Source organism: Clostridium brassicae, assembly GCF_026738875.1.
Classification (GTDB): Bacteria; Bacillota; Clostridia; order Clostridiales; family Clostridiaceae; genus Clostridium_H; species Clostridium_H brassicae.
The window spans coordinates 1-22594 of the sequence record NZ_JAPQFJ010000002.1; the positions used below are offsets into that span (position 1 = coordinate 1).

A 22594-nucleotide genomic window follows, 5' to 3' on the forward strand; every position below is an offset into this window, starting at 1 on the left:
GATTTTTATGGCTAGTATTTATAACACACAACCTCATAAGTTGGTTTAAATCTACAGTTTTGTATGGAACAGAACTTGAAAATATAGGGATAAGAGTTTTAGTTAAAAGCATTGGTAATATAAAAGGTATTGTTAAAAGAACTTCCGAAGGAATTATAGTTAACATTCCACCCATAACAAAACTGGCAAAACTAATTGCTAACGCACTCTATACCCCTAAATATATACAATTAAAATTTAATATATGAAGTTAAATACAATAAATTAATTAATGTAATATTATCCAAAACAGTAAATGGACTTTTACTTTTCTTTAGTGTTGTCAAATTTAATTCTGTGAAATTATTCCAGAAGGCTCCGCCTAAAAATCTGGGCGACTATGGAATATATTGAATAATATTAACAGGTAATTATATGAAAATATAATCTTTATATTTGTACGAAATCTAGGTAATTAACTTAAACCATTATACAATACATAGAAAAAAACAGATATATTAAGTGAAATTTAGAAAATGGGATATAAATACTAATAAACAGTAGAAAATAGAATTTATTCAGTAAAACAGATATTGAACAAAACAATAGATGATAATATTATAAAGATAGACAAAGGTCAAAGAAAGGCAAAGTCAATAAAGGGGTGAAAAGATGCCTAGACTATCAGATGTAATAGAAGAATTTATAAAGGAACTATTAGAAGAAACAGGAGATAGTGCACTTGAAATTGGAAGAAATGAATTAGCAAATCAATTTAGGTGTGCACCCTCACAAATAAACTACGTTTTAACTACTAGATTTTCAACTGAAAGTGGGTACTATGTTGAAAGTAGAAGAGGGGGAGGGGGATGTATAAGGATAACAAAAATTCAATATAAAAATAATGAACCTTTGAGAAAAATTATCGATGAAAAGATAGGTAATAGTATAACTTATGAAAATTCTAGGATAATAATACAGGGATTAATTGAGAGAAATATTATTAGTGGTAGAGAAGGTAATATTATGAAAGGTGCTATAAATGACAGAACAATAGATGTACCTTTTGAAAATAAAAATACTATAAGGGCACAAATACTAAAAGCGATGTTAAAAGTCGTATTGTTATAAAATTTCAATAATATGGTAAAATATGTAAGGAAGTAGACATATAAAATTAGTAAAATAAACAATTATAAGTTTAAGATAAGAGGGGTGATTCTATGTTATGTGATATTTGTAATAAAAATGAAGCTACAATCCATATAACAAAAATAGTTAATGGAGTAAAAAAAGAAATGAATTTATGTTCACAATGTGCTGGCAAAAATGAGGAGTTTAACATAGTTCCAGATATAGATATAATAACACCTTTTTCTTTTCAGAATATATTAGGTGGGCTTATGGATTATGTAAATATGACCTCAGCTAAAAGTAGTAGGCCTGTTGATTTAGTTTGCAAAAATTGTGGGTCAACTTACAGAGAATTTAAGGAAAAAGGACTTTTAGGATGCGATAAGTGTTACGGCAATTTTAATTCTACAATACTATCAGTAATAAAAGGAGTTCAAAGCAATGTTGAACATGTTGGCAAAATACCAAAAAAATCTGGTGAAGAGTTAGTTCAAAGGAAAAGAATTATAAAACTTAAAGAAGAGCTTCAGAAAGCTATTACTATGGAAGAATATGAAAAGGCAGCAGAAATTAGAGATAAAATAAGAGAGATAGAGAAGAATAAAGGAGAAAGTGATAAATAGGGTGGAGGTGATATTATGAAAAATTGGTTAGATACAGAGACTGACAATACTGATATGGTAATAAGTAGTAGGATTAGGCTTGCTAGAAATATTAAGGATATACCTTTCCCTAATAAACTTAATGAAGAACAGGGAAAGGATGTTGTAAAAAATATTGAAGATGCGTTTTATTCAGTACCTTATACAGAACAACAGTACAAAACTATTTATTTATGGCAAAGTGATAATGTATTAAATAATTCATATTTAGAAAAACATTTAATAAGCAGTAAGTTAATAAATAATAAGGACAAAGCAGCCTTTATGTTGAGTAATGATGAAACTGCAAGCATAATGATAAATGAGGAAGATCATATAAGACTTCAAAGTATAACAGGAGGATTAAATCTAAAAGAGGCATATGAATATACAAATAAACTAGATGATTTATTAGAAGAAAAACTAGAATATGCTTTTGATGAGAGACTAGGTTATTTGACAGCTTGCCCTACAAATGTTGGAACGGGATTACGTGCATCAGTAATGGTTCATTTGCCAGCTTTAACCATAAATAGAGAAATAGTGGGATTACTGAATGGGCTAACTCAAGTAGGAATGACTATAAGAGGATTATATGGTGAAGGATCTCAAGGGGAAGGAAATATTTATCAAATTTCTAATCAGATAACATTAGGACTTAGTGAAGAAGAAATATTAACTAATTTAACTGGAATAGTAAATCAAGTTATAAACCAAGAGAAACTAACTAGAGACCAGATTTATAGTAAAAGAAAGTATGAATTAGAAGATAAGATATTAAGATCTGTAGGTATATTAAAGTCAGCAGTTATACTTAGCTCTAGAGAAGCTCTAAATTTACTTTCTAATGTAAGATTAGGAGTAGAAATGGGAATAATTAAGGATGTTAATAAGAAAGTTTTAAACAAATTATTTCTAGACATTCAACCAGCTACAATGCAAAAGAAATTTCAAGACAAATTTAATGATAAGGAAAGAGATATTAAGAGAGCTAAACTTGTTAAAGAGAGTTTAAAATCAGTAAGTATATAAATTAAGGAGGTGTATTTATTGTGATGTTTGGAAGATTTAGTGATAGAGCACAAAAGGTTTTATATTATGCACAGCAGACTGCTCAACAGTTTAAACATGGGTATGTAGGTACAGAACACATATTAATTGGTATATTAAAAGAAGAAAATGGAGCAGCAAAAAGAATTTTAAATGAGAACAATATAACAGATGAAAATGTTATAAAACTTGTAGAGGAGTATGAAGGAAAAGGTGAAATTAGTTTATATAGAAATGAAATTCCATTAACTCCAAGAACCAAAAGATTATTGGAATTAAGTTTATTAGAGGCTAGAAAGTTAAATCATAACTATATTACGCCAGAACATATCTTATTAGCTCTAATAAGTGAGTCTGAAGGTGTTGCATATACAATTTTAAGTAATTTAGGATTAGATTTTGCAAAAATTCAAAAGGAAGTATTAAATGATTTTAGTCCAGAGCGTCAGCAAGCGGGAGTTACCCCTAATAAATCAAGAGTTAGTGACAATACTCCTACTTTAGATAAATATGGTAGAGATTTAACTCGTATGGCAGAAGAAGAAAAATTAGATCCTGTTATCGGAAGAGATAAAGAAACAGAAAGAGTTCTTGAAATTCTTTGCAGGAGAATTAAAAACAATCCATGTTTAATAGGTGATCCTGGAGTAGGTAAAACAGCTGTAGCAGAAGGGCTTGCTCAGAGAATAATAAGTGGCAATATTCCAGAGATTTTAAAAGATAAGCGTGTTGTAACTTTAGATCTTTCTTCATTAATTGCAGGATCAAAATATAGGGGAGAATTTGAAGAAAGACTTAAAAAGGTCATGGAAGAAATTAATGCAGCTGGTAATGTAATTTTATTTATAGATGAAATTCATACTATTATAGGAGCGGGTGGAGCAGAAGGTGCTATAGATGCTTCTAATATATTAAAGCCAGCTTTAGCAAGAGGGGAAATACAATGTATAGGAGCTACTACTATAGATGAATATAGAAAATATATAGAGAAAGACTCAGCACTTGAAAGAAGATTTCAACCAGTTATGATAGGAGAGCCTACAAAGGAAGAGTCTGTGCTTATATTAAAAGGACTAAGAGATAAATATGAGGCTCACCATGGAGTGAAAATTACAGATGAAGCTATAGATTCTGCAGTTAATTTATCAGATAGGTATATAACAGATAGGTATCTTCCCGACAAAGCTATAGATTTAATTGATGAAGCTGGAGCGAAAGTTAGAATTCATAATTTAACTGCACCACCAGATGTTAAGAATTTAGAAGAAGAGCTAGAAAAAGCTAAGAAAGAAAAAGAAGATGCTATAAAAGTACAGGATTTTGAAAAAGCAGCATCACTTAGAGATAAAGAAAAAGATTTAAAAGATAAGTTAGATGACTATACGAACAACTGGAAAAAGAAGAACCAAGTTTTAACTCAAGTTGTTACAGAGGAACAAATAGCAGAGGTTGTTTCTAAATGGACAAATGTTCCAGTGGAGAAGCTTACAGAAACAGAATCACAAAGGTTGTTAAAATTAGAAGAAATTCTTCACAATAGAGTTGTAGGTCAAGATGAGGCAGTTAAGTCGATTTCAAGAGCAGTTAGGCGTGCGAGAGTTGGACTAAAAGATCCTAATAGACCAATAGGTTCTTTTATATTCTTAGGCCCTACTGGAGTAGGTAAGACAGAGCTTTCAAAAGCTTTAGCAGAAGCTATGTTTGGGGATGAAAATAGTATAATAAGAGTCGATATGTCAGAATACATGGAAAAACATGCTGTATCAAGACTTATAGGTTCTCCACCAGGATATGTAGGATTTGATGAAGGAGGGCAATTAACTGATAAAGTTAGACGTAATCCTTATTCAGTAGTGTTGTTTGATGAAATAGAAAAAGCTCATCCAGATGTATTTAATATTTTACTTCAGATATTAGAAGATGGAAGGCTCACAGATAGCAAAGGGAAAACTGTAAACTTTAAAAACACTATAATAATAATGACTTCTAATGTGGGTGCTTCTACAATTAATAAACAAAAATCGTTAGGATTTTCAGTTTCTGAAGATGAAAGTGAAAGTGAATATGAAAAAATGAAAGAAAATATAATGAATGAGCTAAAAAATTCTTTTAGACCGGAATTTTTAAATAGAATAGATGATATTATAGTATTCCATACTCTTCAAGAAAAAGACTTAAGACAAATAGTTAAATATATGTTAAGGTCTGTAGCTAATAGATTGAAGAATCAAGATATAAACTTAGAATTTGATGAGAAATCAGAGGTATTCCTAGCTAAGGAAGGATTTAATCCTACTTATGGAGCTAGACCTCTTAGACGTACCATAACTAAAGCTGTTGAAGATAAATTATCGGAGGAAATTTTAAGAGGTAACATTAAAAAGGGAGATAGAGTTATAGCATCTGTTAAAGATAATAAATTAGTGTTTAGCGAAGTAAATGATTAATAGTTAAAATTAAGCCGACAGAGTCAGTATAATTCTGAACTGTCGGCTTAATAAATTTTTTCAAAATATAAGGATGATAAAATGAATTTATTTTTAATTTTTTTTATATAAGCACAAATTTAATTTAAAATATTGTATAATAATAATTTGTACGATAAAATAGGAGAGATAATTTATGGCAAAAATTAAAAGTTCATTTATATGTCAAGAGTGCGGATATGAGGCACCTAAATGGTTTGGAAAATGTCCGGGATGTGGTACTTGGAATAGTATGGTGGAAGAAATTAAACAGGAACATATTTTAACTAAAAAAGTTGGAATAAGTATCGATAATAAACCTGAAAGCATACTTAATATCAAATCTGGTGATTTTGAAAGATATGATACTGGTATTAAAGAATTAAATAGAGTTTTAGGCGGTGGATTAGTAAAAGGGTCTTTAACACTAATATCAGGTGCTCCAGGTATTGGTAAGTCCACGATACTTTTACAAAGTGCAAATAATATTGCTCACAAAATAGGAAAAGTACTTTATGTATCAGGAGAAGAATCAGGAGAGCAAATAAAAATAAGAGGAGATAGAATAGGCAACATATCTTCGGAGCTATTCATTTTATCAGAAACTAATTTAGATGTCGTTGAGAAGCATATAGATAATATGAATCCAGCTTTTATTATTATAGATTCCATTCAAACTTTATTTAAGCCATCTATAACTTCAGCACCAGGGAGTGTATCGCAAGTTAGGGAATGTTCAAATGAACTTATGAGGATAGCTAAAACCAAAAATATACCCTTGTTTATAGTGGCACATGTAACTAAACAGGGAGAACTTGCAGGACCAAGAGTTTTAGAACATATGGTAGATACTGTTTTATCATTTGAAGGAGAAAGAACTCAAGAGTTTCGGGTGCTTAGAACGTTAAAAAATCGTTTTGGAACTACAAGTGAAATTGGAGTTTTTGAAATGAGACAAGAAGGGCTTATTGAAATAAGTAACCCTTCACAGGTGTTTTTAGAAGAAACTAATTTTAATTCAGAAGGATCTGTAGTTATAGGTGTAATGGAAGGAACTCGTCCTATATTAGTAGAAATTCAAGCGTTAGTAAGTGAAACTAAAGCACCTATGCCAAGAAGAACTGCTGTTGGGATAGACAACTCTAGGTTGAACTTAATTTTAGCTGTTTTAGAAAAAAAACTTAGAATTCCTTTTTATAATTGCGATGTATATGTTAATGTAGTAGGGGGGCTTAATTTAGAAGGGACTTTTGCTGATTTGGGGTTAGCAATTGCTTTAATTTCAAGCGCTAAAGGTAAAAATTTCAATATAAATAAGATGTTGGTTTTTGGAGAAGTTGGACTAACTGGAGAAGTGAGACCTGTTTCTTTTGCAGACAGGTTAGTTAATGAGGGAATAAAGATGGGATTTGAAAATATAGTTATACCTTATCGTAATAAAGATAAAATCATTAACAAGAAGGAGAATATAATAGGGGTATCTTCTTTAAGGGAAGCGGTAAACAAGGTATTTTAATTATGTTTTATATTTCAAATAAATTAGATTTACGAAAACGAATGAATTAAAAATAAAATATATTTAGCATATAAGAAAGGAGGTAAAAGATGAGATTTGAAAAGGATAAGAAATTAATGGAGGTTTTGGAGATTATGGCTCCAGGTACTCAACTTAGGGACGGGCTTGAAAATATTTTGAGAGCTAAGACTGGTGGTCTTATAGTAATAGGTGACAGTGAAGAAATCATGAAAATAGTGGATGGGGGATTTAACATTAATGCTGATTATAGCCCATCTTATGTATATGAACTTGCCAAAATGGATGGAGCTATTGTATTAAGTAATGATCTAAAAAAAATTCTTTATGCTAATACTCAATTGCTTCCTGAGGCTGGTATACCAACCTTTGAAACAGGAACAAGGCATAGAACAGCACATAGAGTAACAAAACAGACAGGATCTATTGTTATTGCGATCTCTCAAAGAAGGAATATTATTACAGTATATAGAAATGATATAAAATATGTATTAAGAGATAGTAGTATAATACTAGCTAGAGCTAATCAAGCTCTTCAAACATTAGAAAAATATGTAGCAGTTTTAGATAGAGTTGTAGTAAATCTTAATTTATTAGAGTTTCAAGATTTAGTTACTCTATTTGATGTTGTAACAGCGATTCAAAGAACAGAAATGGTTATGAGAATAGTGGATGAAGTAGAAAGGTATATATGCGAGCTTGGCAATGAAGGAAGGCTTATATCTATGCAGTTGAGTGAGCTTATAAAAAGTGTAGAGGAAGATGGTATTTTATTAATAAGAGATTATTGCCAAGATAATTTACACTATAATAAAATATATGAGCAAATTCAAAAGATGTCTTCTGATGAATTACTTGAAATGGATAACTTATCTAAAAATCTTGGTTACATAGGGGTTCCGTTAGTAGATACTTTAGTATCTCCAAGGGGATATAGGATGTTAAATAAAATACCTAGAATTCCAGTAAATGTTATAGAAAATGTTATAAATAATTTTAAGGAACTTAAGGCTGTTATGGAGGCATCTTATGAAGAATTAGATCAGGTAGAAGGAATAGGTGAGGCTAGGGCTAAAGCTATAAAAAATGGTCTTAGAAGGTTAAGGGAACAATTCATGATAGACAAACAAATATAGCACAAAATAAGGTTAATTCTTATTTGTGCTATATTTGTAATTATCTGAATGTATATTTTCCTAAAGTATTTATTTTATTATATTCTTTTAAAAGTACATCATAAAGATTTAAATCTAATAAATTGCATAAAGAGGTCAAGTAGAATAGATTATTACCTATCTCTCTTTCAAGAACTTCACGACAATTGTCACAAAGGGTGCCGTCTAAATGAGTATTTAATTGTTTTTTATAAGAATCCATATCTATATCATCATTATTTGGTGATGGCTGTTTTTTTGCATGTATTTCTATACATCCACAATTTGTTACAGATTTAGCTAGGGCTCTATTTATACGTCCTTGTGATTCTTCTAATTTTGTTATTATATCAAGTAAACTTTTATGGCGTAATAGGGAATCATCTACCGCATTTTGAAAGTCATCAAATATAATATCTTTCATTAGTCTCAGCTCCTTACTGTAAAATAAGATTATGTTTAATAATTTCATTATAAATATTTTCAGATAATTTTGTCAATGGAACAAAAGTTAAATAATTTATACTTATATAATAAAACTATATTAAATTAATTTATAGGGGGACTAAAAAGTTAATTATTGGACGAAAATATAAAGAAGGGAAAATAAAAAATTTTAATGAACAAATTATAAATAATTTTTTGTTTTATTGAAATACCAAATATAATAATATATATTGTTATTGATGGTATGAAAAACTATAAAATAGAACTAGTAATTTCAGGAGGTGAATAAGTATGTTCAAAAAAATCTTAAGAGTTCTTTTTACTTTGATAGGACTTGTTTTAGGATTTGTAGCAGGGCAATCTTTATTAGAATTAAATAGGTTAGTATATTTTAAAAATTCTACCATATTATCCATTATATTTTTAATTTTTTCTTCCTTAGTTTTAGGACTTATACTATTTTTATTATCGCCATGGATTAATTCACTAATATCTAAAATTATGAATTATTTTGAAGAAAATATACAAAAAATACCTACTGTAGAAATTTTGCTTGGAACATTTGGTGCTATAGTGGGATTAATTATAGCTACTTTAATTGTAAGTCTTATACCTAAAAGTATTGTTGGAAGCATTATTTCTATTATAATATCATTGATATTGGCAGTAATTGGTGGAGATATAGCTGTAAAGAAAAAAGAAGAGATAATAAATGTGCTATCAAACATAAAAAAAGTAGGTTCTTCGAAAGAAAAAAAATCAAAAGTAGCGCATGTGGGAATACCTAAAGTATTGGATACATCAGTAATAATTGATGGAAGGATACTAGATATATGTCAAAGTGGTTTTATAGAAGGTGCTTTAGTTATACCTAACTTTGTTTTAGATGAGCTTAGGCACATAGCTGATTCTTCAGACAGTTTAAAAAGAAATAGAGGAAGAAGAGGACTAGATATCCTTAATAAAATTCAAAAAGAACTTAGCGTAGAAGTACAGATAACTGACAGAGACTTCCCGGAAATAGATGAAGTTGACAGTAAGCTTTTAAAGCTTGCACAAGTTTTAAAAGGTAAAGTAATAACTAATGATTACAATTTAAATAAGGTAGCAGGGGTTCAGGGAGTCCCAGTACTTAATATAAATGAACTTGCAAATTCGGTAAAACCTATAGTTCTACCAGGAGAAGAGATGACAATTCAAATAATTAAAGACGGAAAAGAAAATGAACAGGGTATCGCTTATTTAGATGATGGTACAATGATAGTTGTAGAAGGTGGTAGGAGACATATAGGGGAAACAATGGAGGTTATAGTTACTTCGGTATTACAAACAGCTGCAGGAAGAATGATATTTGCTAGACAAAAGAGATAGAGGATATAGAAGAGGTGTATTAAATGAATAATACTTGCGCTGTCATTTTGGCAGCGGGTAAAGGTAGCAGAATGAGAGCTGAGATTAATAAACAATTTTTAAAATTAAAAGAGAAGCCTATTCTTTATTATACATTGAAGAGTTTTTGTGAAAGTGAATATATAGATAATATAGTTCTTGTTGTAGCTAAGAATGAAAAGGATTATTGTAGTAAAAATGTGATTAATGAGTATAATATAAATAAAATAAAAGCTATTGTTGAAGGTGGAAGTACAAGACAAGAATCAGTGCTAAATGGATTAAGGGCTGCAAAAGGTTGTGACATTGTATTAATACATGATGGAGCGAGGCCTTTTGTTCAAAACAGTATAATAGAAAATGGAATAAAATATGCCAAGACTTATGGTGCCTCTGCTTGTGGTGTAAATTCAAAAGATACTATAAAATTAAGAGATAGTAATGGCTTTTCTACAGGTACTTTGGATAGAAATATATTATTTTGTGTTCAAACACCTCAATGTTTTAGATATGATGTAATTTTAAAATGCCATGAGAGGGCGGTTCTAGAGGATATTCAAGCTACAGATGATACTATGATTGTAGAAAGATTTAATCATAAGGTTTATTTGTACGATGGAAGTTATAATAATATAAAGATAACTACTCCAGAAGATTTAATCATAGGAGAAAAAATATTAGATAGTATGTAGTTTTTATTGACATTGAACGATTTGATTAGGTATAATTTAACGTGATAATTTAATATATTGCTATGAGGAAGAGTATTAGAAGTGAAATACAGAGAGAAAATTTTTAGCTGAGAAATTTTCAAATGCTTTCAACCTGCTTCTGAGCTGTAGGTAAAAACTACCGGTGTAAACCGTTATATGAAATAAGTACAAAGTTAGGTGGTACCGCGATAAAAATTCGCCCTAATATATTTTAGGGGGGATTTATTTTTTGTAAAAATAAATCCATTTAAATAAATTAAAGTTAATAGAAATGCATAGGGAGGAAACACACATGAGAATGTCAAATATGTTAGTCACAACATTAAGAGAAGTTCCAGCAGAGGCAGAATTGCCAAGTCATAAATTGATGCTAAGATCAGGAATGATGAGAAAAATGGCATCTGGTATATATAATTTCATGCCTTTAGGACTTAGAAGTCTTAAAAAAATTGAAAATGTTGTAAGAGAAGAGATGGATAGAGCAGGTGCTCAAGAATTTTTAGCTTCTGCATTAATTCCATCAGAATTGTGGCAAGAGTCTGGAAGATGGGATGTTTTTGGACCGGAAATGTTTAGATTAAATGATAGAAATGAAAGACAATTTTGTTTGGGGCCTACACATGAAGAAGTGTTTACTGATATAGCAAGAGGAGTTATAAAATCTTATAAACAACTTCCACTTAATCTATATCAAATACAAACAAAGTATAGAGATGAAAGAAGACCAAGATTTGGAGTTATGAGATCAAGAGAATTCATAATGAAAGATGCCTATAGCTTTGATAAGGATTATGAAGGGCTAGATGAATCTTATAATAAAATGTATGATGCATATACAAAAATCTTTGCAAGATGTGGAGTTGAGTGTAGTGCTGTTGAGGCAGATTCAGGTGCGATAGGTGGAACTGGTTCAGCTGAATTCATGGTAAAATCAGAGTTTGGAGAAGATGAAGTAGTATTTTGTGATTCTTGTAATTATGCTGCTAATATGGAGAAAGCAATTGCAATTTCAGAACCATCACAAAAAGAAGAACTTAAAGATATGGAAAAAACAGCTACTCCAGAAGTTAAAACTATAGAAGAATTAATTAAGTTTTTTAACATAGGCCCTAATAAATTTGCAAAGACACTTGTATATAAAGCCGATAATAAGGTTGTAGCTGTTGTTGTAAGAGGGGATAGAGAAGTAAATGAAGTTAAAGTTATAAATGCTGTAGGTGGAGCTGTTGAATTTGAAATGGCTGATGAGAAGACAGTTAGAAAAGTTACTTCAGCAGAAATAGGATTTGCAGGACCTATTGGTATAAAAGCAGATTTTGTGTTAGTGGATAATGAAGTTGCTAATATGTATAATTTTATAGTTGGAGCTAATGATACAGGATATCATTTAGTTAATGTTAATTATGGAAGAGATTTTGAAGGAACTGTTGGAGACTTTAGAAATGTTACAAGTGAAGATAAATGTCCAAAATGTGGAGGAAAATTAACTATTGCTAGAGGTATTGAAGTTGGCCATATATTCAAACTTGGAACTAAATATTCAGAATCTATGGGAGCTGTGTTTAGTGATGAAGATGGAAAAGTTAAACCATTAATTATGGGGTGCTATGGTATAGGAGTAAATAGAACTATGGCAGCAATTATTGAACAACATCACGATGAGGATGGAATAGTTTGGCCGCTATCTGTAGCTCCATATCATGTTATAGTTATCCCAGCTGTTATTAAGAATGAAGAACAAATGAAAGCTGCTGAAGAACTTTACAATGGTTTAAAAGATTTAGGAGTAGAAGTGGTTCTAGATGACAGAAAAGAAAGAGCAGGAGTAAAGTTTAAAGATGCAGATTTAATGGGAATACCTATAAGAGTTACTGTTGGTAAGCTGATAAGTGAAGGCAAAGTTGAATTTAAGTTAAGAAGTAGCGAAGAAGTTGAAGAAATAGATTTATCTTCTGTAATTAATAAAGTAAAAGAACAATTTGAAAAAGAAGAAATAAAGTTATAAAATATAAATTACAATTAGTTTTAGGAGGGGAGAAAATGAAAGTATTTAATACTATGACTAGGCAAAAAGAAGAGTTTAAGCCTATAAATCCTAATAAGGTTAATATGTATGTTTGTGGACCTACTGTATATGATTTCTTTCATATAGGTAATGCAAGAACATTTTTAGTTTTTGATACAGTTAGAAGATACTTCGAATATAAAGGATATGAAGTTAATTATATCCAAAATTTTACTGATATAGATGACAAAATGATTAATAGAGCTAATAAAGAAGGAATAACTGTTAAGGAACTTGGAGATAACTTTATTAAAGAATATTATCAAGATGCTGATGGATTAAATATAAAAAGAGCAACTAATAATCCTAGAGCAACAGAATATATTGACGAAATAATTGAATTTGTTGAAGATTTAATAAATAAGGGATATGCATATGAAGTAGATGGAGATGTGTATTTTAGTACAAAAAAATTCAAAGAATACGGAAAATTATCTGGACAAAATCTTGAAGATTTGCAAGCAGGTGCAAGAATAAATGTAGATGAGAGAAAAGAAGATCCTATGGATTTTGCAGTCTGGAAAAGTGAAAAGCCAGGGGAACCTTCTTGGAAAAGTCCTTGGGGAAATGGAAGACCAGGATGGCACATAGAATGTTCATGTATGGCTCATAATCTATTAGGAGATACGATTGATATACATGCTGGTGGTGCAGATTTAGTATTTCCTCATCATGAAAATGAGGTAGCTCAAAGTGAGGCTAGAAACGGAAAAACTTTTGCTAACTATTGGATGCACTCAGCTTACTTGAATATAGATAATAAAAAAATGTCTAAATCACTTAATAATTTTTTTACAGCTAGAGAAATTTTAAAACAATATGACCCTGAAGTTATAAGATTATTTATGCTTTCAGCTCATTACAGAACCCCATTAAACTTTAGTAAAGATTTGTTAGAATCAGCGAAAGCTTCTCTTGAAAGATTATACAATGCTATTGGAAATTTGGAAAGACTTCAAAATGAAGTAACAAAAATTGAACTTACAGGCCAAGAAGATAAATATAAAAAGGAATTAGATTTATATAAAGACAAATACATTGAAAAAATGGATGATGATTTTAATACGGCAGATGCAATTGCTGTTATGTTTGATTTGGTAAGAGATATAAACTCAAATATAAATGCAGATTCATCTAAGAAAGTAGTTGATTATGCATTAAGTCTTATTAGAGAATTAGGTTCTCCATTAGGAGTACTTCAAAACTCTACAATATGTGACTTGGATGAAGAGATAGAGAAGCTTGTGGAATTAAGGCAACAAGCTAGAAAAGAAAAAAACTGGTCCCTTGCAGACAAGATAAGAGATGATTTAAAAGAAAAGGGAATAGTCTTAGAAGATACTCCTCAAGGGGTAAGATGGAAGAAAATTTAAAATCTTTTTAATAAAATAGCCAGATAAAAACTGGCTATTTTTTAAAGTTAGAATTTTTTAGAATATTAAATAAGTTTTTACTAAGTGCAGTTAAACCAACTGCACTTTTAAATTTGAGTAAAGTATAGTATTATTGTTTTAGTTAATAAAAGTTATAAATAGGAATTAAGGAGATAAATTTAAATGGAATTTGACATTCTTAAGGGTAAATTTACATTACAACAAGCAAGGGGGCTAAATCCACTAGTGCTTGCTTTTGTAGGGGATGCTATATATGAAGTGTTTATTAGGACATATTTGGTTGATAATAATAGAGAAATGTCTGCTCATAAGCTTCACGTTAAGGCTATATCATTTGTAAAGGCTCATTCTCAAAGTGAAATCATGAAGCGAATAGAAAGTGAGTTAACTGATGAGGAACATGCAATTTTTAAACGAGGTAGGAATGCAAAGTCTGGTTCTGTACCTAAAAATGCAGATGTTCAAGAGTATAGGATCGCAACAGGTTTTGAAGCTTTAATAGGATTCTTATATATTACAGAGCAGATAGATAGACTTAATGAAATATTAAATATGGTTATTAGCATTGATAGTATATAATCAAATTAATAATTTATAATGTGAATTAAATTAAATTTGAAAGAAATTTTTTAAATAGCCTTATGCAAGATAAAGGTGCCTTGTTTTCATATAAACAAAAATAAAAATATTTATATATTAGAATAGGTTGATTTAAAATATTAGTATAAAAGTAAATTTAAAGGGGAGAAGAAAATGGCTTTAAAAGTTAGATTAATAGAATATACTCCAAATCCGGAAAGAGTTGTTGCATCAGCTGCAAAGCTTTGTTATAGTGCTGTAGGTATAGATGAAATTTTAGAAGGTTTAAATGAGAAAAATGTTCATGAATTTTTAGATAGATTAATGTCCTATGGGCATACTTCAACTATAGAGCATGTAAGCTTTACTTTTGCTGTAGAGGGGGTATCAAGAAGTTTAACTCATCAATTGGTTAGGCATAGGATAGCGTCATATTCACAACAAAGTCAAAGATATGTTAAGTTAAATCAATTTGAATATATTATACCTCCGGAAATTGAAAATGATGAGCAGGCAAAAGAACTTTTTATAAACTCAATGGAAGAAAGTCAGAAAGCATATGATAAGATTGCCGAAATACTTAAAGAGAAATATATTGAACAAGGTATGAAAAAGCAAAATGCACAAAAAAAAGCAATAGAAGACGCTAGATATGTTTTCCCTAATGCTTGTGAAACTAAAATACTTCTTACAATGAATGCTAGAAGTCTTATGAACTTTTTTGAACATAGATGTTGTAATAGAGCACAATGGGAAATACGTGCTTTAGCTGATGAGATGTTAAAATTAGTTAAAAAAGTTGCTCCTGTTTTATTTAAAAAATCAGGTCCAAAGTGCTTAAATGAAAATTGCCCAGAAGGAGCTATGACTTGTGGGAATATTATTAATGTTAGAAATAAATACTCAAAAATGGAGAGTGAGATTTAATATATGAGGAACAATAAGGAAAATAGTGTTAAAGAAAAGGCATTAAGAGAAGATTTAATAGAAGGAAGAAATGCTGTATTAGAAGCTTTGAAAAGTAACAGAACAATTGAATACATATTAATAGCTAGTGGAAATACAACAGGGTCAATTAATAAAATTATAGCGGTAGCAAGGGAAAATAAGGTGGTAATAAAAGAAGTAGATAGAAAAAAACTTGATAGCATGTCTGTAACTGGATCTCATCAAGGTGTTATGGCTATTGTCACACCATATAAGTATTGTGAAGTAGAGGATATTATAGAGTATGCTAAAGATAAGAACGAAAAGCCTTTTGTTTTGGTTTTAGATGAGATAGAAGATCCACATAACTTAGGTTCAATAATAAGAACTGCTGAAATTTGCGGAGTTCATGGAATTGTAATACCTAAGAGAAGAAATGTTGGAGTTACACCAATAGTTTATAAAACTTCTGCAGGAGCTATCGAACATATGAAAATAGCTAAAGTGTCTAATATAAATAATGCTATTGATAAACTTAAGGAAAATGGATTATGGATTTATGGTGCAGATATGCATGGAGAAAACTACTGTTTCCAATCAGATTTTTCAGGAGCTATAGCTTTAGTAATAGGAAGTGAGGGTAAGGGTATTTCAAATCTTACAAAGAATAAATGCGATGTCCTTGTAAAAATACCTATGGTAGGACAGATAACATCCTTAAATGCTTCTGTGGCGGCTGGAATATTAATGTATGAAATATTAAAGCAAAAAATGGAATAGGTAACTGTGAGAAATGTATTTGTCGATGGATATAATGTAATTAATAGTTGGCCTGAACTAAATAATATCAAAGAATATAGTTTTGAAGCCGCTCGAACAAAACTTATAGAGGAAATGTTGAATTATTCATCATACAATGGGTATAAGGTATTTTTGGTTTTTGATGCACATCTTCTTAAAGGAAGTATAGAAAAAAAAGAAAAGGTCGATAATGTTATTATAATCTTCACAAAGGAAGGGGAAACAGCAGATAGCTTTATTGAAAGATATGTAAATTCAATTGGTAGAAGAGTGGAAGTTTGTGTTGTTACATCAGATTCTCTTGAACAACAAGTTGTTTTTCAAAGAGGTGCTATAAGGATGTCATCAATTGAGTTTTATAATGAAGTATGTAATACTCGCAGTAACATAAATAAAAAAACTAAAAGGAATATTAGTACAGATAGGAATTTAATAGAAGATAGAATAAGTGGAGAAATTTTAGAAAAATTACAAAAAATTAGAAAAAGTCATTGAAAAATCTTGACTAAAAATTTCCTATTAATGTATAATCAAAGAAGTGGGACGTTTAAGTGTATGTGTTGTATGGAGGGGATATTTTGTCAAATAATATTGAAGCGAGTGTTAATAGCATTGATTTAAATCAGATGTTAGACGAAGAAATAGCTATAAGAGCTAAGAGTGGTAATGGAGAAGCACAAGAATATTTGATAAACAAATACAAGAACTTTGTTAAAGCTAAGGCGAAATCTTACTTTTTAATAGGTGCAGATAAGGAAGACATTTATCAAGAAGGAATGATAGGGTTATATAAGGCTATTAGAGATTTTAAATCAGATAAACTATCTTCTTTTAAGGCATTTGCTGAATTATGTGTTACAAGGCAAATTATAACTGCCATTAAGACAGCTACGAGACAAAAACATATACCTCTTAATACATATATTTCTTTAAACAAACCGATTTATGATGAGGAGTCAGATAGAACTTTATTAGACATATTATCTGCTGTTAAAGTATCGGATCCAGAAGAGGTGGTTATAAGTAAAGAAGAAGTTATAAAAATCGAAAATGAAATTGAGGGAGTTTTATCAGAACTAGAATATGAAGTATTAAATTCTTATTTAGAAGGAAAGTCCTATCAGGAAATTGCTTGTGATTTAGATAGACATTCTAAGTCTATAGATAATGCTTTACAGAGAGTAAAAAGAAAATTGGAAAAATGCTTAAATAAAAGATGAAAAAAGTATATTGACAAAGAAAAATGAAAATAGTAAAATTAATAATTGGTGTAGGACTTTGGCATACCCTGTAAACAAACGGGAATTAATGCTAGTTTTTATGGGCTCCTTTATATTTAATTTAAAATGCCCATGTAGCTCAGCAGGCAGAGCGTCACCTTGGTAAGGTGGAGGTCGCCGGTTCAAACCCGGTCGTGGGCTCCAACGTTTTGAATAATCAAGTAACACACCAGGATGAGTTTACGAAAAAAGGGTTTAAAATTATTACATATGTTAGGAGGAATTAAAAATGGCAAGACAAAAGTTTGAAAGAACAAAGCCACATGTAAACATAGGAACAATAGGACACGTAGACCACGGTAAGACAACAACAACAGCAGCAATCACAATGACATTAGCAAAAGCTGGTGGAGCAGAAGTACAAAACTATGAAGATATAGACAAGGCACCAGAAGAAAAAGAAAGAGGAATTACAATCAACACAGCACACGTTGAATATGAAACAGAAAACAGACACTATGCACACGTAGACTGTCCAGGACACGCTGACTATGTAAAGAACATGATTACAGGGGCAGCACAAATGGATGGAGCAATCTTAGTAGTATCAGCAGCAGATGGTCCAATGCCACAAACAAGAGAACATATACTACTAGCATCAAGAGTTGGAGTTAACCACATAGTAGTATTCTTAAACAAATCAGACCAAGTAGACGATCCAGAATTATTAGAATTAGTAGAAATGGAAGTAAGAGAATTATTAAGCGAATATGGATTTGATGGAGATGGATGTCCAGTAGTAACAGGATCAGCGTTAAAAGCAATAGAAGAAGGCGACGATCAATGTATACTAGACTTAATGGCAGCAGTAGATGAATATATACCAACACCAGAAAGAGCTACAGACCAACCATTCTTAATGCCAGTAGAAGATGTATTCACAATTACAGGAAGAGGAACAGTTGCAACAGGAAGAGTTGAAAGAGGAATTCTTCATGTAGGAGATGAAATACAAATCGTAGGAATGAAAGAAGAAATAGGAAAGACAACATGTACAGGAGTAGAAATGTTCAGAAAGATGCTTGACGAAGCAATGGCAGGAGATAACATCGGAGCATTATTAAGAGGTGTTCAAAGAGATGAAATCGAAAGAGGTCAAGTATTAGCAAAACCAGGAACAGTAACTCCACACAAAAAATTTGTAGGTCAAGTTTACGTATTAAAGAAAGAAGAAGGTGGAAGACACACTCCATTCTTTAACGGATACAGACCACAATTCTATTTCAGAACAACAGACGTAACAGGATCAATTGCATTACCAGAAGGAGTAGAAATGGTTATGCCAGGAGATCACATAGATATGAATGTTGAATTAATAACACAAGTAGCAATGGAACCAAACCTAAGATTCGCTATCAGAGAAGGTGGAAGAACAGTAGGTTCAGGAGTTGTTACAACTATAGTAGAATAATTCTATTGATTTAATTATAAATGGGACTGGGTTGAAAAACTTAGTCCTTTTAAAAGAAATTAAAACAGAGGATAACAAAATCAAGGGTATAAGCTAAAAACAAGTTGACATACAGTGTAACTTATGATAAATTTGTTAGGTAGTACGTACTTAAGATAATAAGTGTTATCAGTAATACCTGTGTGTGTATACGCAGAATCAGGAGGTGTAGAACATGAGAGTAAAAGTAACTTTAGCATGTACAGAATGTAAACAAAGAAATTATAATACAATGAAAAATAAAAAGAACGATCCAGAAAGATTAGAAATGAATAAGTATTGTAAGTTCTGCCACAAACACACACTTCACAAAGAAACAAAATAGGTAGTGTTTTTCCTAAAATTTTTTAAGGATGTGAATAATATGGCTGCTAATGAAAAAAAACAGGTTAAAGAGCCATCATCTATAGGAGTGGGTAAGTTTTTTAAGGAAGTAAAGGCAGAAACAAAGAGAATAACTTGGCCTCCTAAGAATGAAGTTAAAAAATCCACATTAATTGTTTTGTTTTTTTGTGTTGTTAGCGCAGTAATGATTGGATTGATGGATTATGGATTTCAAGGCCTTTTTAAGCTTATTTTCACTAAATAAAGAAAAAAGGGAGGTAGGAATGAGGATATAGCCTCATCCTAATAATATGGCAGAGAAAGCAAGATGGTATGTTGTGCATACCTATTCTGGATATGAAAATAAAGTAAAAGTTAATTTAGAAAAAACAATTGATAATAGAGGATTACATGATTTAATTCATGATATACAAGTTCCAATGGAAGAAGTCGTTGAAGTTAAAGACGGCAAGAAAAAGATAACTCAAAAGAAAGTGTTTCCTGGATATGTGCTTGTTAATATGATAATGACAGATGAGTCTTGGTACATAGTAAGAAATACAAGAGGGGTTACAGGATTTGTAGGACCTGGATCTAAGCCAGTTCCACTTACTGAGGATGAAGTGTTAGCTATGGGAATAGCTCAAAAAGTTGTTGACATGGATATTGAAGTAGGTGAAAGTGTTAAGGTTATGTCAGGTCCGTTGGAAAATTTCGTTGCATTAATTCAAGAAATTAATGTTGAAAAACATAAGATCAAAGGTTTAGTTAATATGTTTGGCAGGGAAACTCCTGTTGAACTTGATTTTAATCAAATAGAAAAATTAGATTAACCTACTATAAGACAAAGTCTTATAAAGTGGGAGAGTTTAAAACTCGCATTACCACGTATGAGGAGGTGTAAACTATGGCAAAAAAAGTAATGGGAATGATAAAACTTCAACTTCCTGCAGGAAAGGCAACTCCAGCTCCACCAGTTGGTCCAGCATTAGGTCAACACGGAGTTAACATTATGGCGTTCTGTAAAGAATATAATGCTAAAACTGCAAACCAAGCTGGAATGACAATTCCAGTTATAATTTCAGTATACCAAGACAGATCTTTCAGCTTTATATTAAAAACTCCTCCAGCAGCAGTTTTAATTAAAAAAGCAGTTGGATTAGACAGTGGTTCAGGAGAACCGAACAGAAAGAAAGTTGGTAAGTTAACTCAAGCTCAATTAAAAGAAATAGCTGAAACAAAGATGCCTGATTTAAATGCAGGATCAATAGAAACAGCGATGAGCATGATAGCTGGTACAGCTAGAAGCATGGGCGTAACAGTAGAAGAATAGTAGTTTTATTAAATTAGTGGGAGGTAAAAACCGCTAAAACCACAAGGAGGAATGAAAATGGCAAAAAGAGGTAAAGGCTATCAAGAAAGCTTGAAGCTTATAGATAAAGATGCTTTATATACACCTTCAGAAGCTATGGACCTTGTTTTAAAAACTGCAAAAGCTAAATTTGATGAAACTGTAGAACTTTCTGTAAGACTTGGTGTTGATCCAAGACATGCAGACCAACAAGTCAGAGGTACAGTAGTACTTCCTAATGGTACAGGTAAAACAGTTAGAGCTTTAGTTTTTGCAAAAGGTGATAAAGCTAAAGAAGCAGAAGCTGCAGGAGCAGATTATGTTGGAGCAGAAGAATATATAGAAAAAATTCAAAAAGAAAACTGGTTTGAATTTGATGTAGTTGTTGCTACACCAGATATGATGGGATTAGTAGGTAGATTAGGTAGAGTATTAGGACCTAAAGGATTAATGCCTAACCCTAAATCAGGAACAGTAACATTTGATGTTACTAAGGCTATATCAGAAATTAAAGCTGGTAAGGTTGAATACAGAGTAGATAAAACTGCAATTGTTCATGTTCCAATAGGAAAAAAATCTTTTGGAAATGAAAAACTTGCTCAAAACTATGTTGCTTTAATGGAAGCTTTAATTAAGGCTAAACCAGCAGCGGCAAAAGGACAATATCTTAAATCTGTATCTTTATCAAGCACTATGGGACCTGGAGTAAAAATAAATCCAGCAAAAGTTGTAGAATAATATTGACATAGTTGCTGTTATTTGATATAATACACAAGGTTGAAAAATTAATATGATAATATTCCGTAGACAGTAGGTGCTAAGGCGTAACGGGTAACCAACCTACCGAGGATTTAAAATATTCGGTTTGTTCGGTATAGAGTATTTTAACCTCTTCGTTGTCTGCGGAGAGGTTTTTAATTTTTATTAAGGAGGTGGCAGCGGTGATAAGCAAAAATAGACAATTAAAACAAGCTAAGGTTCAAGAGATAAAAGAAAAAATGGAAAAGGCAGAGGCTGTTGTTCTTGCTGATTATCAAGGATTAACTGTTGAAGAAGATACTCAACTTAGAAAAAACTTTAGAGAAGCAGGCGTAGAGTATAAAATTTACAAAAATACATTAGTTGCTTTAGCAGCTAAAGAATTAGGAATCGAAGGTTTAGAACAGTACCTAAAGGGACCAGTTTCTATTGCAATGTCATATGATGACGCTACAGCTCCAGCAAGAATTCTTAATGATTTTGCTAAAGATCATAAAAAATTAGAGTTGAAAGCTGGATTAGTTCAAGGTACAGTATATGATGAAACTAAAATTAAAGAAGTTGCATCAATACCACCAAAAGAAGTACTTATTGCAAAATTACTTGGAAGCTTAAAAGCTCCAATGTCAAATTTTGTTTACTTATTAAATGCAATAAAGGAAAAAAACGAGTCAGCTGAAAGTGCTGAATAATAAGTATAATATACTAAAATAATTAGATTAAAAAATATGGAGGTGCGATTATAATGACAAGAGAAGAAATCATTCAAGGTATAAAAGAAATGTCAGTATTAGAATTAAACGAATTAGTAAAAGCATGTGAGGAAGAATTTGGAGTAAGTGCTGCTGCACCAGTTGCAGTTGCAGGTGGGGCAGTTGCAGGCGGAGCTGCTGCAGAAGAAAAAACTGAATTTGATGTAGTTTTAGCTAGTGCAGGTTCACAAAAAATTAAAGTTATCAAAGCTGTTAGAGAAATAACTGGATTAGGATTAAAAGAAGCTAAAGAAATAGTTGATGGAGCTCCAAAGACAGTTAAAGAAGCAGTAGCTAAAGAAGCTGCAGACGAAATGAAAGCAAAACTTGAAGAAGTTGGTGCTACTATAGAATTAAAATAAGAAGTTGACTTTAAAAAAAGGCACTTATACAAGAGTGCCTTTTT

At 31.1% G+C, this 22594-nt stretch carries 24 protein-coding genes, 1 tRNA gene and 1 other annotated feature; of the genes, 24 read left to right on the top strand and 1 reads right to left on the bottom strand.

Translation table 11 applies throughout. The annotated features are described in order from the left end of the window. Window positions 1-651 precede the first annotated feature (651 nt). The 6 genes from OW729_RS01770 (at window position 652) to disA (ending at window position 7939) form a co-directional block, all read left to right on the top strand. Entirely contained in the window at window positions 652-1110 is a 459-nt protein-coding gene (locus tag OW729_RS01770; RefSeq protein ID WP_268059689.1) for a CtsR family transcriptional regulator, read from the top strand. Window positions 1111-1202: 92 nt separating this feature from the next. Further along, window positions 1203-1736: a UvrB/UvrC motif-containing protein gene (locus OW729_RS01775; RefSeq protein ID WP_268059690.1), complete on the top strand. Its 534-nt coding sequence runs from the start codon at window positions 1203-1205 to the stop codon at window positions 1734-1736. 15 nt (window positions 1737-1751) lie between these two features. Continuing rightward, on the top strand, window positions 1752-2786 hold the full coding sequence (locus OW729_RS01780; protein WP_268059691.1) for a protein arginine kinase: 1035 nt from the start codon (window positions 1752-1754) through the stop codon (window positions 2784-2786). 20 nt (window positions 2787-2806) lie between these two features. Beyond that, window positions 2807-5251 (top strand): ATP-dependent Clp protease ATP-binding subunit, encoded by a 2445-nt coding sequence (locus OW729_RS01785; RefSeq protein WP_268059692.1) that lies wholly within the window; start codon window positions 2807-2809, stop codon window positions 5249-5251. 175 nt (window positions 5252-5426) lie between these two features. Beyond that, window positions 5427-6785, top strand: a complete 1359-nt coding sequence (radA, locus tag OW729_RS01790) for a DNA repair protein RadA (protein WP_268059693.1) — start codon at window positions 5427-5429, stop codon at window positions 6783-6785. Between the two features lie 89 nt (window positions 6786-6874). Beyond that, window positions 6875-7939 carry a DNA integrity scanning diadenylate cyclase DisA gene (gene disA, locus OW729_RS01795; protein ID WP_268059694.1) on the top strand — a complete coding sequence of 355 codons (1065 nt, stop codon included), beginning with the start codon at window positions 6875-6877 and terminating at the stop codon, window positions 7937-7939. A gap of 40 nt (window positions 7940-7979) precedes the next feature. Here disA and OW729_RS01800 read toward each other — a convergent pair whose 3' ends face one another. Beyond that, window positions 7980-8381 carry a nucleoside triphosphate pyrophosphohydrolase family protein gene (locus tag OW729_RS01800; protein ID WP_268059695.1) on the bottom strand — a complete coding sequence of 134 codons (402 nt, stop codon included), beginning with the start codon at window positions 8379-8381 and terminating at the stop codon, window positions 7980-7982. A 314-nt stretch (window positions 8382-8695) separates the two neighbouring features. Between OW729_RS01800 and OW729_RS01805 the strand changes: the two genes are divergently transcribed. The 18 genes from OW729_RS01805 to rplL all read left to right on the top strand — a co-directional run bounded on the left by OW729_RS01805 (window position 8696) and on the right by rplL (window position 22550). Then, entirely contained in the window at window positions 8696-9775 is a 1080-nt protein-coding gene (locus OW729_RS01805) for a PIN/TRAM domain-containing protein (protein ID WP_268059696.1), read from the top strand. Between the two features lie 23 nt (window positions 9776-9798). After that, the gene (gene ispD / locus OW729_RS01810) at window positions 9799-10485 is read left to right on the top strand and encodes a 2-C-methyl-D-erythritol 4-phosphate cytidylyltransferase (protein WP_268059697.1); all 687 of its coding nucleotides are present in this window, start codon (window positions 9799-9801) and stop codon (window positions 10483-10485) included. Between the two features lie 313 nt (window positions 10486-10798). Next, the gene (locus OW729_RS01815) at window positions 10799-12511 is read left to right on the top strand and encodes a proline--tRNA ligase (protein ID WP_268059698.1); all 1713 of its coding nucleotides are present in this window, start codon (window positions 10799-10801) and stop codon (window positions 12509-12511) included. Between the two features lie 35 nt (window positions 12512-12546). After that, window positions 12547-13944 (top strand): cysteine--tRNA ligase, encoded by a 1398-nt coding sequence (gene cysS, locus OW729_RS01820; protein ID WP_268059699.1) that lies wholly within the window; start codon window positions 12547-12549, stop codon window positions 13942-13944. A gap of 183 nt (window positions 13945-14127) precedes the next feature. Further along, window positions 14128-14544 (top strand): Mini-ribonuclease 3, encoded by a 417-nt coding sequence (locus OW729_RS01825; protein ID WP_268059700.1) that lies wholly within the window; start codon window positions 14128-14130, stop codon window positions 14542-14544. Window positions 14545-14718: 174 nt separating this feature from the next. Further along, the gene (gene thyX / locus OW729_RS01830; protein ID WP_268059701.1) at window positions 14719-15471 is read left to right on the top strand and encodes an FAD-dependent thymidylate synthase; all 753 of its coding nucleotides are present in this window, start codon (window positions 14719-14721) and stop codon (window positions 15469-15471) included. 3 nt (window positions 15472-15474) lie between these two features. Next, window positions 15475-16251, top strand: coding sequence for a 23S rRNA (guanosine(2251)-2'-O)-methyltransferase RlmB (gene rlmB / locus OW729_RS01835; RefSeq protein WP_268059702.1), 777 nt, complete (start codon window positions 15475-15477; stop codon window positions 16249-16251). Between the two features lie 6 nt (window positions 16252-16257). Further along, window positions 16258-16767: an NYN domain-containing protein gene (locus OW729_RS01840; protein ID WP_268059704.1), complete on the top strand. Its 510-nt coding sequence runs from the start codon at window positions 16258-16260 to the stop codon at window positions 16765-16767. Window positions 16768-16850: 83 nt separating this feature from the next. Then, window positions 16851-17492, top strand: coding sequence for an RNA polymerase sporulation sigma factor SigH (sigH, locus tag OW729_RS01845; protein WP_268059705.1), 642 nt, complete (start codon window positions 16851-16853; stop codon window positions 17490-17492). A gap of 128 nt (window positions 17493-17620) precedes the next feature. Then, window positions 17621-17696: transfer RNA gene (locus tag OW729_RS01850), tRNA-Thr, on the top strand. 85 nt (window positions 17697-17781) lie between these two features. Next, on the top strand, window positions 17782-18963 hold the full coding sequence (tuf, locus tag OW729_RS01855; RefSeq protein ID WP_268059706.1) for an elongation factor Tu: 1182 nt from the start codon (window positions 17782-17784) through the stop codon (window positions 18961-18963). A 214-nt stretch (window positions 18964-19177) separates the two neighbouring features. Beyond that, window positions 19178-19327: a 50S ribosomal protein L33 gene (gene rpmG / locus OW729_RS01860; protein ID WP_268059708.1), complete on the top strand. Its 150-nt coding sequence runs from the start codon at window positions 19178-19180 to the stop codon at window positions 19325-19327. A 39-nt stretch (window positions 19328-19366) separates the two neighbouring features. After that, a complete protein-coding gene (secE, locus tag OW729_RS01865; protein WP_268059709.1) occupies window positions 19367-19591 on the top strand; it encodes a preprotein translocase subunit SecE in 225 nt (74 codons plus the stop codon). A gap of 46 nt (window positions 19592-19637) precedes the next feature. Further along, the gene (gene nusG, locus OW729_RS01870; protein WP_268059711.1) at window positions 19638-20159 is read left to right on the top strand and encodes a transcription termination/antitermination protein NusG; all 522 of its coding nucleotides are present in this window, start codon (window positions 19638-19640) and stop codon (window positions 20157-20159) included. Between the two features lie 74 nt (window positions 20160-20233). Beyond that, window positions 20234-20659: a 50S ribosomal protein L11 gene (gene rplK, locus OW729_RS01875; RefSeq protein WP_268059712.1), complete on the top strand. Its 426-nt coding sequence runs from the start codon at window positions 20234-20236 to the stop codon at window positions 20657-20659. A gap of 57 nt (window positions 20660-20716) precedes the next feature. After that, window positions 20717-21415, top strand: coding sequence for a 50S ribosomal protein L1 (rplA, locus tag OW729_RS01880; protein ID WP_268059714.1), 699 nt, complete (start codon window positions 20717-20719; stop codon window positions 21413-21415). A gap of 45 nt (window positions 21416-21460) precedes the next feature. Continuing rightward, window positions 21461-21604, top strand: a sequence feature (ribosomal protein L10 leader region). A 17-nt stretch (window positions 21605-21621) separates the two neighbouring features. Then, the gene (gene rplJ, locus OW729_RS01885; protein WP_268060020.1) at window positions 21622-22128 is read left to right on the top strand and encodes a 50S ribosomal protein L10; all 507 of its coding nucleotides are present in this window, start codon (window positions 21622-21624) and stop codon (window positions 22126-22128) included. Between the two features lie 53 nt (window positions 22129-22181). Next, a complete protein-coding gene (rplL, locus tag OW729_RS01890) occupies window positions 22182-22550 on the top strand; it encodes a 50S ribosomal protein L7/L12 (RefSeq protein ID WP_268059715.1) in 369 nt (122 codons plus the stop codon). Window positions 22551-22594 lie beyond the last annotated feature (44 nt).